General features: G+C 59.4%; 12 protein-coding genes and 2 pseudogenes. 5 read left to right on the forward strand and 9 right to left on the reverse strand.

The features are described 5' to 3' along the window. Positions 1-171: 171 nt before the first annotated feature. Complete coding sequence (locus EET67_RS08555) at positions 172-1,392, forward strand: MFS transporter (RefSeq protein ID WP_128625737.1); 1,221 nt, start codon at positions 172-174, stop codon at positions 1,390-1,392. Positions 1,393-1,413: 21 nt separating this feature from the next. Here the strand turns inward: EET67_RS08555 and EET67_RS26610 are convergent, their stop codons facing one another. The 3 genes and pseudogenes from EET67_RS26610 to EET67_RS26505 form a co-directional block, all read right to left on the reverse strand. After that, on the reverse strand, positions 1,414-1,734 hold the full coding sequence (locus tag EET67_RS26610; RefSeq protein WP_128626134.1) for a HupE/UreJ family protein: 321 nt from the start codon (positions 1,732-1,734) through the stop codon (positions 1,414-1,416). A gap of 40 nt (positions 1,735-1,774) precedes the next feature. After that, positions 1,775-2,609, reverse strand: a pseudogene (locus EET67_RS26395) (alpha-hydroxy acid oxidase). Positions 2,610-2,646: 37 nt separating this feature from the next. Then, complete coding sequence (locus EET67_RS26505) at positions 2,647-2,925, reverse strand: alpha-hydroxy-acid oxidizing protein (RefSeq protein ID WP_128625739.1); 279 nt, start codon at positions 2,923-2,925, stop codon at positions 2,647-2,649. Positions 2,926-3,000: 75 nt separating this feature from the next. Here EET67_RS26505 and EET67_RS25875 point away from each other — a divergent pair, with 75 nt between their 5' ends. Beyond that, entirely contained in the window at positions 3,001-3,324 is a 324-nt protein-coding gene (locus EET67_RS25875) for a hotdog family protein (RefSeq protein WP_210211109.1), read from the forward strand. Positions 3,325-3,418: 94 nt separating this feature from the next. Beyond that, positions 3,419-4,186 carry an MFS transporter gene (locus EET67_RS08590; RefSeq protein WP_342634664.1) on the forward strand — a complete coding sequence of 256 codons (768 nt, stop codon included), beginning with the start codon at positions 3,419-3,421 and terminating at the stop codon, positions 4,184-4,186. Between the two features lie 66 nt (positions 4,187-4,252). On the opposite strand, the gene EET67_RS08595 is transcribed toward EET67_RS08590, so the two are convergent. Beyond that, on the reverse strand, positions 4,253-4,519 hold the full coding sequence (locus EET67_RS08595; RefSeq protein WP_128625740.1) for an NAD(P)-dependent oxidoreductase: 267 nt from the start codon (positions 4,517-4,519) through the stop codon (positions 4,253-4,255). Between the two features lie 393 nt (positions 4,520-4,912). Further along, positions 4,913-5,788, reverse strand: coding sequence for a LysR family transcriptional regulator (locus tag EET67_RS08600; RefSeq protein WP_128625741.1), 876 nt, complete (start codon positions 5,786-5,788; stop codon positions 4,913-4,915). A 104-nt stretch (positions 5,789-5,892) separates the two neighbouring features. Here EET67_RS08600 and EET67_RS08605 point away from each other — a divergent pair, with 104 nt between their 5' ends. Next, positions 5,893-7,014, forward strand: coding sequence for an alkene reductase (locus tag EET67_RS08605; RefSeq protein WP_128625742.1), 1,122 nt, complete (start codon positions 5,893-5,895; stop codon positions 7,012-7,014). Between the two features lie 315 nt (positions 7,015-7,329). After that, positions 7,330-7,562 (forward strand): annotated as a pseudogene (locus tag EET67_RS26615) (IS30 family transposase); the annotation flags it as partial. Between the two features lie 56 nt (positions 7,563-7,618). On the opposite strand, the gene EET67_RS08615 reads toward EET67_RS26615, so the two are convergent. From EET67_RS08615 to EET67_RS08630, 4 genes are all read right to left on the reverse strand, one after another. Next, positions 7,619-8,608: a C-terminal binding protein gene (locus EET67_RS08615; RefSeq protein ID WP_128625743.1), complete on the reverse strand. Its 990-nt coding sequence runs from the start codon at positions 8,606-8,608 to the stop codon at positions 7,619-7,621. Positions 8,609-8,788: 180 nt separating this feature from the next. Next, positions 8,789-9,358, reverse strand: coding sequence for an OsmC family protein (locus EET67_RS08620; protein WP_165899835.1), 570 nt, complete (start codon positions 9,356-9,358; stop codon positions 8,789-8,791). A gap of 86 nt (positions 9,359-9,444) precedes the next feature. Beyond that, positions 9,445-10,872 (reverse strand): aldehyde dehydrogenase family protein, encoded by a 1,428-nt coding sequence (locus tag EET67_RS08625; protein WP_128625745.1) that lies wholly within the window; start codon positions 10,870-10,872, stop codon positions 9,445-9,447. Between the two features lie 37 nt (positions 10,873-10,909). Next, positions 10,910-12,802 carry a (Fe-S)-binding protein gene (locus EET67_RS08630; RefSeq protein WP_128625746.1) on the reverse strand — a complete coding sequence of 631 codons (1,893 nt, stop codon included), beginning with the start codon at positions 12,800-12,802 and terminating at the stop codon, positions 10,910-10,912. Between the last annotated feature and the right edge of the window lie 26 nt (positions 12,803-12,828).

A 12,828-nucleotide genomic window follows, 5' to 3' on the forward strand; every position in this document is an offset into this window, starting at 1 on the left:
CCGCATCATGAAAGCTCCGCCCTATATAGGCGGGACATGAAGCGGTCCTGCGGTCGGTGCCATGAGCGCAAGCTACGATCAGACGATACCGGTCCATATCACCGGTATCTTGACTACGTCAGCCGAACCCGAACATTCCTCGGGCTGCGGCAGCCCGGTCGAAGGTTTTGAATGCCGCACCGGCGTATCGTGAAGCCCTGTTCAATCCCTGTCTTGCTGTGCCTAGCGGGCTACCTCTTTGCGATCGCATATGGAGTTACTTTTCTTTTGCCATCGATGGTGATGGCTCGCGGCGCTGATGAGATGCTCGCGGGTTATGTTATCTCGGCAGCCGCGATAAGTTCCGTCATTGCGGTTATACTCTCCGGTCATTTCTCGGATTGGCTAGGTACAAGTCGGGCTGTGATCCTGTCGGGAGCGGTTTTGACAATCGCTTGTATTGGTTTTGCGTTTGACCAGGGAACGTCATGGAGCATTATCTGCATTGGCCTCGTATTAGGCCTAGGGTGGGGCACATTTTACACACTCGGCCCCTTGCTGATGGCAACAATTGTGCCCTCAGAGCAGAGAACCCGCGGATTTGGGATGCTCGCAGGTGCGATGATGGCAGGCATCGGCACCGGCCCGATCCTCGGTCGGGCCGCTTCCGCTGCAAACCTTCCGATCGAAAGCACCTTCCTGGCCTCAGGTATTGCGAGCCTATTCGGGATGGCTATGTTTGCTTTCCTGAAAGGCCGCATCGCCCGTAATGGCATAGAAGAAATTCAGGGCGCACGACTGTCTTGGAACGCTGTTCATCGCCTGGCTAAGTCACTTGCCTGCTATCCGATCATCATGGTCGGGATCAGCGGCGCCATTTTCGGCGGGCTGTCCAGTTTTCAAACGAGTTACGCATCCATTCGCGGTCTCGATTTTTCCATCTATTTCATCGGTTTCATGCCAGCAGCCATTGTGACCCGTTTATTTTTTGTCGGCTACGCCGCCCACTGGTCGCCATCCCTTTCCAATCTACTGCTGACAGGCCTGATCACCGGGTGCATCGGGCTATTCCTCGCAAATACAGGAAACACGGCGCTTTATTTTTCGGCCTCTGCCATGTTTGGAGGGGGATACGGGCTTTTCTACTCATTGATCAACGCACAGGCCGTAAATCTGGCGCCCTCGGGTCTGGTCCCCCAAGCATTGCTTCTATTCAGCCTATCGTATTTTTTGGGCGCGTTCGGTTTCCCTGTTATAGCGGCACGCATTATTGTTACGTCAGGCATCGATAGCCTGCTTGTGTTACTGGGCGTGCTAGGTGCAATAAACTGTAGCGTTGCCCTAACCTATCATATGATCACTCGGACCATCCCCTCAAGCAAAGCCGCAAGCGACAGAAGACGCCGGCTTTGACTGGCGTTGCTATCGCCATCGCTACGACTGCCGGCGCCTTGATAGCCAGCGCCACGAGCATGCCAAGTACCAAAACGGACAAGGCCATGGCTCAACCATCGAAACGTCAAGCCCCCTCAGACCGAGCGCGCCGCCCGCTGCCATTGCGGCCACGAAACTCGCCGGCACTTGCCAGAGCGCGTGCCCTCCTATCTGGAATGCGAACAACTCTATAGCCACCATCGCAAGCACGTGGTCCAGTCCAGAGAAGGGGTGAGCAAACCCGTGTATAAAGGCGCCTGTCTCCCCTATGCCCGCATGCGCCAAAGCGGCGGTCGGGACGGTTGCCAGGAAAAGGACCAGGAAAGGAGTAGAAAAAGGGGTTCATAGTGGTACTCGTCGTTTAACGCCCAAGGTCATGAAGGTTGTCGGAGCAAAGCTGGTTAACATTGGCACAGCCGATCTGCCCCATCACCAGATCGAGTTCTTGTGCCAGCGGGTCGACGACGCGGGTTGCCCCCGCTTCGCCGGCCGCCGCCGTGGCGTACAGGGTGACGCGGCCAATAAAGGCGAAATCAGCGCCCAGACAGCGTGCAATGGCGATGTCGGCGCCTCGACGAATGCCGCTGTCGATTACCAGCGTCGCGTCCTTGCCAACGGCGGCGCGGATGGCGCGGAGCATGTCGATGCACGGGACGATGCGGTCAAGTTGGCGTCCGCCATGGTTGGAGATCCAGATGCCGTCAACGCCCAGACCCAGCATCGCAACGGCATCGTCCGGGTGCAGAACGCCCTTCACAAGCATCCTGCCCTTCCATCGGGCACGCACATCCGCAATGTCCTTCAGTGTCTGAGTTGGGTCAGGCGTCTCCCGTGTGAAGACGTGGGCAATCTCTAGGGCTGAAGCGCCGTGCGGTGCATAGGGCTGCCAGTTGCCGAGCTTTGGCAGTCCGCCATTGGCGAGATAGCCGGTCGCCCATGCCGGATGAATCAGCGCCTGGACGATTGTCGAAAGCGACATACGCGGCGGCAGGCCGAAACCGTTGCGGATGTTGCGCGTGCGCTTCGGCGTCACCGGCACGGGTCAGCACCAGCGTCTCGACGCCCGCGCCAGCAGCACGGTCCAGAAGGTTGGCGGTGATGTCGCGATTGCGGGCGCCATAAACCTGGAACCAGCTATTGCCGGGCGCAACCTTCGCGACAAGCTCGATTGGGCTGTTGCTCGCCCCAGAAAGCACAAACGGATTCCTGCCCTGGCCGCCGCACGCGCCAACATCAAGTCCGCGCCCGGTCGAAAAAGCGAAGCGAAGCCCGTGGGCGAAATGCAAAGCTAAGCTCGTACTGCCTGCCGAACAACTGGGTGCTATGAATGCGATTTTCGACGTTCACTGGATAGCGGGGCACGAATACGCGCCGACGAAAGGCCATTTGGTTGGCCGCCAGCGCGTCTTCATCTTCGACCCCGCCATCGACATAGTCGAAGACGACCTTCGGCATCCGTGCCTGAGCCATTAGCCTGACATCATCAACGGTCAACGCATCGCGCAATCTCATTGGCGCTACGTCGTTTCAGCGACCGGCACAGGATCAGCGACAGAGGCGGCGCTTTCGAACATGCGGCAAATTTTCATGGCGGCCACCGCCGCTCCAAACCCATTGTCGATATTCACGGCCATTATCCCCGGCGCGCAGCTTGCTAGCGCGCTGCCGAGGGCTATCTTGCCACCCGAACCGACCCCGTATTCCCGGCCCCGGAACGGTTTCCTCGGCGTCGAATGGAAGTTCGTCAAAGCGGTCGGCGTTGACGATGAAATCATCGGACGGGTAGAAGTCACGGAAGTGCGGGGCGACAAGCCGATCCGCAAGCTCGCCACGAGCGTGCGCAACGCAGCCGGTGAGATTTGCCTGACAGGCACAGCAACGGTTTACACCGTGCCGCTTGTTAAGGACTGACCAGGTGCCGAAAGCCTCTAGAGCGAGCCTGCGCCTAACCTCAGCTTCCGACTGCGGACGCTGGCAGGCGCTGTCGGTTATAGCGATCGCCGTTGTGTTGTCCCTGACCACATGGTTCTCGGCTACCGCAGTGACGCCTGAACTGAAGAGGGTCTGGAACCTGTCGGACACAGAAGTGGCCTGGCTCACGAATGCCGTGCAGATATGCTTTGTTGTTGGCGCCCTGCTAGCAAGCCTCGTAAACCTGCCCGACCTGACCAGGCTCAATCGGCTGATGGCGGCCGCAGCCGCGACCGCCGCGCTGGCCAATGCCGGACTGCTCTTGGAACCTGGGGCAGCCAGCGTCATCGTCTTACGCATGATTACTGGACTTTCGCTTGCCGCCGTCTATCCGCCGGCCATGAAGATGGTTTCCACTTGGTTTCTCCGCGATCGCGGGCTGGCGTTGGGCGCCGTCATCGGTGCGCTCTCGCTCGGCTCCGCGCTGCCACATCTTTTCCGCGCCTTGGGCCAGACATTGCCGTGGCAACTCGTCGTGGGCGCCACCAGCATCATGGCCTTCGCCTCGGGATTGATATTTCTCCTGCTCTGCCGAGAAGGTCCCTATCTTTTCAGCAAGGCCGTATTCAATCCCAAAGAAATCGGGATGGTGTTCCGGCACCGGAATCTGCTGCTCGTCAATATCGGCTATTTCGGCCATATGTGGGAACTCTATGCTATGTGGGCATGGCTCCTGACGTTCCTGGGAGGCGCCTTCCTGTATATGGGCGATACAGGCTTCGGCTTTGCCTCGGCATTTACGTTTCTGGCCGTAGCAGCGGGTAACCGACAGCGCCTGCCAGCGTCCGCAGTCGGAAGCTGAGGTAATGTGCGGGCCCGCTTCTACCAAATCAACAAGCTTTTGGTCACGACGATCACATCGCTCAGCCTATCTGATCCCTGCCCGACTATTTCTTCTCACGGCTGGATTGACCACAGTCTCCGGCCAAACACCTTCCAAGACACACCTCACCTCCGGTGGCGCTCCGGCGTGCAAGGCGTGTTTGGATTCCTCGCTGTACGAAGCGACATGCGACGTCAGAATCACGGAGTCGCGCTTGCGCAGTGGATGGATCTCCGGCAAGGGCTCGGGATCGGTGGTGTCGAGCGCGCAGCCAGCAATGGCTCCGCGGTCCAGCGCCCGCACGAGCGCCATGCGCCTGGTGCAGGCGGTCGGTAACGCGCGTTTCCCGGATCAGGTCGCGGATAAGGGATTGCCGCTCCCGCGTGTCAATGCTGTCGAGGCCTGCGCGTTTGCGGCCATGACGGGGCTTCAAGGCCTCCTGTTCGATTTGACGGCTCTCGCGGGATTGCGCCGCAGGGGCGCAAGAACCAGACCTTAACCCTGGCATCGGTGTCGCGGTCCGTACCGGCGAACATCGAGACTCGTCCATAGTCAGGTCCGTTCTCGCCCGCATCTGCCGCATCCTTTGCGCCGCTCCAGATTATCTCCTGAGGAGAGGCACGCCCGGCGGCGTGGACGACGTAATGATTGTGTCGCCACGACCGGCCCCATCTGCAGTGCCTCCCTCGGAGTTGCCACGCGGGTTCACGGGATCAAAGCCGTTTGGAACTTGTCCAGAAAGACCCTAAGCTTAGGCAGAACTTGACTTCGCGAAGGAAACACGGCCCAGATCGCCAGATCGCGCGGCGATGCGCCTTCGATGGGAACGGGGATTAAGCGGCCACTCTCCAGTTCGTCTTTCACGTCCCAAGCGGAGAGCTGGGCAAGTCCGAGGCCAGAGACGCAGGCCGCTAGAAAGCCGTCTACTCCGCTTGACGAGAACCGGCTGCTCACCCGGACCGATCTTTCCTTTCCATCGACTAGGAATTGCCAGTGCGTGAAGTTGGAGAACGTCAGGCATTCATGATACTCGAGGTCTTCGATTGTTTTCGGAGCGCCATTTCTCTCGATATACGAAGGCGCGGCATAAATAAGCTTGGAATTGTCCGCGAGGCGTCGCGCAATAAGACCTGAGTCCTTCATCGGGGCGATCCTGATCGCAAGATCGATGCCCGAAGCGACGATGTCGATGATCGCGTCACTGAGTTCTAGGTCAATACGCAGACGAGGGTTTTCATCGAGCAGTTCGTGGACGATCGGCATGATCCGCTTGCGACCCAGGGTGATCGGAGCCGTGACCCGCAGAAGGCCGGTCGCTCCGCCTTCAGACGGCTGCAGCGTCGCGCGCGCGGCTTCCTGCGTGTCTATCATTTCGGCGGCAAAGGGCTGGAAGGCCTCGCCCTCAGGCGTAAGTGACAAGGACCTCGACGACCTATGGAAAAGTCGAACGCCTAGCTCGTCCTCAAGGGCGGCCAGCCTCCGCGTTGCGGACATCGGCGTCAACTTGAGGTGCCGTGCGGCACCCGAAAGGCTTCCGGTCCTTACGGCGCTCAAGAAAACCTCCAGGTTTTGGGTGTCCATTTTTGAACCTAACGATATTCGTTATTGAGCTTCACAAGTAGCGAATATAGTAACATGCAGTGTGATCTTCTACATCTTATTCATTGCAATTTTCAGAGGCTCCAATGGCACAAGACCCGCTCTTCAAACCACTCATACTCGGCGCGTTGGCACTCAAGCACCGCATCGTAATGGCGCCCTTAACCCGCATGCGGACCAAGCAGCCAGGCAACGTCCCGTACGCACTTAATGCCGAGTATTACGGCCAGCGTGCCAGCGACGGCGGACTGCAGATCACCGAAGCAACAGACATCAGTCCGCAGTCCCAGGGCTATCGCTGGGTGCCAGGTATTTACACGCCCGACCAAATCGCGGGCTGGAAAGAAGTCACCGAGGCCGTTCACGCCAAGGGCGGGTTCATCGTGAATCAAATCTGGCACGTCGGCCGCATCTCCCACTCGTCCCTGCAGCCCAATGGTGCGCTCCCAGGGGCCCCTTCGGCGATCGCTCCCCCCGGCGAACACTATGATGCAGACGGCAACACCGTCCCCTTCGAAACACCACACGCCCTGACCCTCGACGGGATCGCGGCTATCAAGGGCGACTTCGTTCAGGCCGCCCGGAACGCCCGGCACGCAGGCTTTGACGGTGTCGAGATCCACGGCGCGAATGGCTACCTGCTCGACCAGTTCCTGAATGACGGCAGCAACAAGCGGACAGACATCTATGGCGGCTCGATCGAAAACCGCTCTCGTTTCCTTCTCGAAGTCGCGGACGCAGTTGCAGCCGTAACCGGTGCGGGACGGGTCGGCGTCCGTCTTTCTCCGTGGAGCAATATTCAGGGTATGACGGATTCGGATGGTGTCAAACTCTGGGAATACGTCATCACCGAGCTGGGCAAGCGGGACCTGGCCTACCTCCATCTCATCGAACCGCGGGCCGACTTCACGAATGACGAGAAGCCGCTGAACATGGATGCTCCCGATGTCGCGGCCCTCTTCAAGAAGGGTTTCGGCGGACCGATCATCTCGGCCGGCGGCTTTCAGCCGGATACGGCACGCGCGGCCATTTCGACCGGAAACTCAGACGCTATCGCGTTCGGTCGTCCCTTCATCGCGAACCCGGACCTGCCCGAGCGCATTCGACGCAACGTGCCGCTCAACAAGCACGTGCGAGTTACATTCTACGGCGGTGCGGAGGAAGGCTATACCGACTATCCGTTCCTAGAGCAGGCAGCAGCAGAGTAACGGTGCGAACGAGGAGCGCGGGACATCGCTACCGACAAACGGCTGTGGATCGGATACGGGCTCCTGCTCTTCACTGTACGTGGCGGGGCCTTGAACTAACCCGCCATGAAGATGCTCATCCAGCGGTGGCCGCCGCTCTTCGCGGCCTCGCTGGCACCGCGATCGTACTTGTCGGCATCGTCTTCTCACACCCGCAGATCAGATTGCGGGAAATGCCACTTGGCCAAACAATAGAGGCCTCACCGGAAAGATATTCCTGTACAATCTGGCGTTTGAATTCGTGCTGTGATTGCGTTGTCGCTTACGTATCAACGTATCAACTTTCCGGACAACAAGACAATGCGTATTAATCACGAAGCCATTTATATGAGGCACTGTTCGTCCAAAGCCGAGGAGCGCTACGCCGTAAACTAACGGTCTGCTTGCGAACAAGGCGTGTGTTACCGGTCACGAGTGCGCGCGTGGGTAGCCGCGGCAAGGGTTTTGTCTCGCCCGAGATCATGATCAGCCAGTGCCTTGCCGAAGCAGCTGATCGGGCGGTGCCAGGTGCAGCCCGCCCTACCAAATCAACAAGCCTTGGGTCGCGAGGATCACACCGCTCAGCCTATCTGATTCCGGCCCGATTGACGCCCCTCACTGCGGGGTTCACGACATTTGCCGGCCAAACGCCTTCTAGGACGCGTCTCACCTGGGATGGAGCGCCTGACTGCAAATCGCGCTTGGATTCCTCACTGTACCAGGCGACGTGCGGCGTCAGTACCACGTTGTCGCGCCCATACAGCGGATGCGCCTGCGGCAACGGCTCGGGATCGGTTGTGTCGAGCGCGCAGCCAGCAATGGCTCCGTGGTCGAGCGCCCGCACGAGCGCCATGGTATCGACGATCGGCCCGCGCGAGACGTTGAGCAGGAACGCGGATGGCTTCATGCGCGCGAAGGCGTCGTCGCCGATCAAGCCACGTGTTCCCGCTGTCAGCGGGACATGCACAGAAATCACGTCGGATTGCTCGAGGAGTTCGTCGAGGTGACATTTCTCCGCTTGACCAGAGGCATCATTGTCGACAAACGGATCGAAGAAGACCACCCGCATGTCGAACGCCGTCGCACGCTTGGCGACAAGACGCGCGATATTGCCAAAACCGACCAGTCCGAGCGTCTTGCCCGCCAGCCGCAGGACAGGGGCTCCCGCCATGCCGTTCCAACCGGCAGCCCGGACCTGGCGGTCATAAAGAGGGACTTTGCGAACGGCCGCGAGCATCAGGCCAACGGCATGTTCGGCGACCTCCTCCAGGCAGTAGGCAGGGTTGTTGGTGACGATGATCCCCGCGCGCGTGGCCGCCTCGAGATCGATCGTGTCGACGCCGATGCCATAGCGTGCGATGATCTTGCAGCGTGGCATGGCTGCCATCGTTTCAGAAGTGATTGGGCCGGCAAGGAGGTTGATCAGGCCATCGCAATCGGCGGCGTCATTGAGAAACGCTTCGGGGATCGCCGTATCCAGGACGACGAGTTCGGCCAGATCGCTCAGAATACCTCGCTCGACGTCGTTTCCCGCACCTATGTGATCGGTGATGACGACTTTCGCCTTGCTGGTCATGATCGCTCCCCCTTATGAATACAGATGATTTAGACCGTCCTGCGTCTTATAGGACGCACAAAGGACGATCTAAAACTTTGATTGAGCATCGGATCGAACTTTTCGATCCGATGCTCTAGTGGAAACCGGAGACACCTTGCGCCGGACGCAAAACCGGCGGCAATGCCACTGGCGTCGCGCTCATTTTACTCCGACCGCATCGGTAACAGGCCGTACCACTGTCATCTTGCCGCTGACGGGGATGCCGTGCACGACCGTCATGGCATTCGGGCTGAATGCGAAAGCCTTTTCGGCAATCTTGTCCAGCGTGGCTTGCGGGGCATTCGCCGTCACGTTGATTTCATACGAAAGACCGCCCATCTTGATCTCTGCATCCGGGCGCAGGTTGAGAAAACCTGCAAGGTCCAGATTGCCGCTCATACGAACCGAGAGCTTCTCAAGCGCAACGCCTTCGATCGCGGCATTCACCACAAAACCGACCATGATGCAGGCCCCTACCCCCGACATGAGGTATTCCTGGGGGGTCGGGCCGGTGCTGCTGCCCAAAAGCTGCGGCGGTTCATCGATCGTCCAGGTGAAATTGCGCTCGATTTTGTCAGTACCGACACTCATTGGCAGCGTCTTGGCGATCATTTTGACACCGCCCTGCCAATCGAGTTCGACGCCATAGCGCGCGATTCCCGCTTCGGGCAGCGCAGTGATCGCTTGTTTGGCGCTATTGAGGCCGTCCAGATTGATACCGTTTAGCATGATTTTAGCTCCTTGTTGAAACGAGTTCCAAGCCCGTCTCGGCGTCGAACGCCGAAACCGTTCCCGGATGACTGCATGGCGGAAAATTAGGCGGCTTCGTAGCCGACCACCCCCTTGATCTCGAGAAAGTCGTTCAGGCCGTACTCGGCGTATTCGCGACCATTCCCGGACATCTTGTAGCCGCCAAAGGGCGCACTCGCATCCCATGCGGGACTGTTGAGATAGACGTTGCCGGCCCGAATGCGCGCTGCCACTTTGCGGGCGGCATCGAGATCCCGGCCATGTACATAGCCGGCTAGGCCATATTCGGTATCGTTGGCGAGTTCGATTGCGTGGTCGACGCTGTCGTAAGCAACGATGGAAAGCACAGGACCGAACACTTCCTGGCGAAACAGCGTCATGTCGGACGTCACGTCGCTGAACACGGTTGGCCGTACGAAATAACCCCGGTTGACTCCTTCCGGCAGTCCGGTGCCTCCGAGCACCAGCTTCGCCTTCTCGTCGATGCCGCTCTGAATGAGGTCCTGGATGCGACTGTGCTGGGCCTCGCTGATGACAGGCCCGAGAACCGTCCCCACGTCGTCGGGCATTCCCACCTTCTGCTTCTCGGCAATTGCACGGGCAACTTCCTCCGCGCGGGAAAGCCGCAACCGCTCGACCAGGAGGCGCGTCGGCGCATTGCAGGACTGACCCGCGTTGAGATAGCACCCGGTTACAGCATCACCGACGGCCTTGTCGAAATCAGCATCTGGCAGCACGATGAATGGCGATTTCCCACCCAATTCTTGGTGGACACGCTTGACTGTATCGGCCGCTGCCTTGGCTACTGCAATGCCTCCGCGCGTGGAGCCGGTAAACGAAACCATGTCCACGTCGGGATGTGAGGACAGATGTGCCCCGCAATTCGGGCCGTCTCCGTTGAGAAGATTGAAAACACCAGCCGGAATGCCGGCCTCTTCCATCACTTCCGCGAAAATCAGAGCATTGAGAGGCGACAATTCGCTCGGCTTCAAAACCATGGTGCATCCCGCAGCCAGCGCCGGCGCAACCTTGCAGGTGATCTGGTTCATTGGCCAGTTCCACGGTGTTATCAGTGCGCAGACACCGATCGGCTCGCGCCAGACCATGGTGCTGCCCTTTGCTTCCGCGAAGGGGAACGTACGCAAGACCTCAATCATTTTGGTGAGGTGGGCGGCGCCGATGCCGGCCTGCGCCCCGTAAGCCAGTTCGCGAGGGAAGCCGCATTCATCCATCATTGCCTTGGCGATGTCGTCGCGCCGCCGCTCATAGGCCACCAGCACGCGCGACAGAAGATCGATACGATCGTCGCGCGTCGTCTGTGAAAAGCTTGCGAAGGCTTTACGGGCAGCTGAGACAGCCTTCACGACATCGGCCGCGCCTGCCATCGCGACAGTCGCGAACTCTTCGCCCGTGGCGGGATTGACAATGGCTTTCTTCGCCGAGCTTTCGGGCGCTATCCACTTTCCGTCGATGAAGAATTGATGTGTTCTCATATGTGAGCCCTCTCTATGGGATGCATGCGCGCCGAGGTCAGACCACCGCGAACAGATCGCTGATTTCCTTAACTTTTATCTTATCGGATGCGTTGATATTCTCGATCGCGGCGGTGTACATGACGATATCCTTGGGGCAGGCGACGACAAACAGAGAAATATCGCCGAGCGCAAGCGCCTCGCGGATACGGTTCTCACTTGGGCGTTCGAGTGTGCTTTCGTCTTCCATGAAGATGCGGCCGCCGCCCGCGCCGCAGCAGAAGCTTTTTTCCCGACACCGCGGCATGTCGTGCAGGTCGAAGCCGAGATCGCGAATGATGGCACGCGGCGCATCGTATCGACCATTGTAGCGGCCGAGATAGCAGGGGTCGTGATAAGTCACCCGCTGGCCGGTGCCGGTCGGTCGAAACCGAAGCCTGCCGTCACGCATCAGTTCGTGAAGAAGTTGAGTGTGGTGAACGACATCCTTCCTGAGCCCGAGGGCCGGATACTCGTTGACGAGGGTATTCAGCGTATGCGGATCAGTCGTGAAGATGCGCTGGGCGTCACACTCGTTGATAGCTGCAATGTTTTCTTCAGCAAGATCCTGGAAAAGACCCTCCTCCCCGATCCGACGCACATCATTGCCGCTGTTCTTCTCGCGGTCGTAGAGGATGCCAAAGCTGACGCCGGCCTGATGCAGGAGCTTTGCCACGTTGCGTGTCCGCTCGGCGACCAGCGGATGGAAGGATGCATAGTCTCCGACATACCAGAGATACTCGACCGGTTCGTCACGCGCGTCGGGCACTTGGAACGGCAGTTCCTTGGTCCAGGCCGGGCGTTGCCGCGCAGGCTTCTTGAAGGAATTGCCGTATTTCTGGAAATTGACGAGGGTCGCCTGCAAGAGAGGGGACATCTCGCCTTCGTCGACCAGCGCCCGGCGCATATCCACGATGCGGGGCACGTGCTCGATATGCAAAGGGCATTCCTGCATGCAGGCCATGCAAGTCGTGCAAGCCCATAGCGTCTCGGCGGAGATGACCCCGCCCGCAAGCGGGATTGTCGCTGCGGCCGGCGTTCCAAGAGCGGTATCGACCAGATTATTACGCAGATCCATGATCAGCGTCTTGGGGCTCAGGGGCAGGCCAGCGGCATATGCCGGGCAAACCGACTGGCAGCGACCACACTCGGTGCAGGAGTATAGGTCGAGCATTCCCTTCCAAGGCAATTCTGTGATGCGCGTGGGCGGTGCAGGTTCAGCCCCGCTGGTGGGCAAGCGCCCGCGCGGCTCGCGGCTGCGCAGATACACGTTCGGGAAACCCACAACCATGTGGAAGTGCTTGGAACCCGGCAGATAGACGAGAAAGCCGAGGATCGACGCGATATGCGCCCAATAGAACACCTGTTCGGCGATTTGCGCCGCCGAGACGCTCGGCATCAGGGGGGTCAGCCCCGTGGCCAACAGGCCCGCGACCGGCCGGTATGGGCTGTTTTGGCCGTCGGCGATGATATGGAACGCAAACTCCAATTCCATGGTCAGCACGATCAGGGAAATCATACCGAGAATGACAAGGGCGTCTCGCTTGTTGGACCCTTTGAATCGGGCAGGCCGCAGCACCAGCCTGTTGTACAGTGCAAGACCTATTGCCGAGAGCATGAGGATGGCCGCCAGATCCTGGACCACCGCGATTGCGTCCCACCCCCGAAAATCCGGAAAGAACGCTTTCGAATAGGCTTGCAGAATACCGCTCAGAAGAATGACGAACGCGACAAGGATCGCGGCGTGAATGATGCCGGATAAACGAAATCGTAAAAGCCGCCGGTGAAGTCCGATCTCGCGCAGCAGGAAGCCTGCGCGCCGAACAGGGACATCCTTACGAAGGCTCGGCCGTCCGGAGAGGAGCGGCCTCAGCCGTATACTCGCCCGCCAAGCGGCGGCGCCAGCCGCCAAAAGTGTGACCAGTGCGAGACTTAATG

Source organism: Borborobacter arsenicus (assembly GCF_003934165.1).
In the GTDB taxonomy this organism is placed as follows: domain Bacteria; phylum Pseudomonadota; class Alphaproteobacteria; order Rhizobiales; family Rhizobiaceae; genus Pseudaminobacter; species Pseudaminobacter arsenicus.

Coding starts and splice junctions, on each gene's coding strand:
- EET67_RS08555 (WP_128625737.1), top strand. CDS start 172: ATGCCGCACCGGCGTATCGTGAAGCCCTGTTCAATCCCTGTCTTGCTG.
- EET67_RS26505 (WP_128625739.1), bottom strand. CDS start 2,925: ATGAGATTGCGCGATGCGTTGACCGTTGATGATGTCAGGCTAATGGCT.
- EET67_RS25875 (WP_210211109.1), top strand. CDS start 3,001: ATGGCGGCCACCGCCGCTCCAAACCCATTGTCGATATTCACGGCCATT.
- EET67_RS08595 (WP_128625740.1), bottom strand. CDS start 4,519: ATGGCGCTCGTGCGGGCGCTGGACCGCGGAGCCATTGCTGGCTGCGCG.
- EET67_RS08600 (WP_128625741.1), bottom strand. CDS start 5,788: ATGGACACCCAAAACCTGGAGGTTTTCTTGAGCGCCGTAAGGACCGGA.
- EET67_RS08605 (WP_128625742.1), top strand. CDS start 5,893: ATGGCACAAGACCCGCTCTTCAAACCACTCATACTCGGCGCGTTGGCA.
- EET67_RS08615 (WP_128625743.1), bottom strand. CDS start 8,608: ATGACCAGCAAGGCGAAAGTCGTCATCACCGATCACATAGGTGCGGGA.
- EET67_RS08620 (WP_165899835.1), bottom strand. CDS start 9,358: ATGCTAAACGGTATCAATCTGGACGGCCTCAATAGCGCCAAACAAGCG.
- EET67_RS08625 (WP_128625745.1), bottom strand. CDS start 10,872: ATGAGAACACATCAATTCTTCATCGACGGAAAGTGGATAGCGCCCGAA.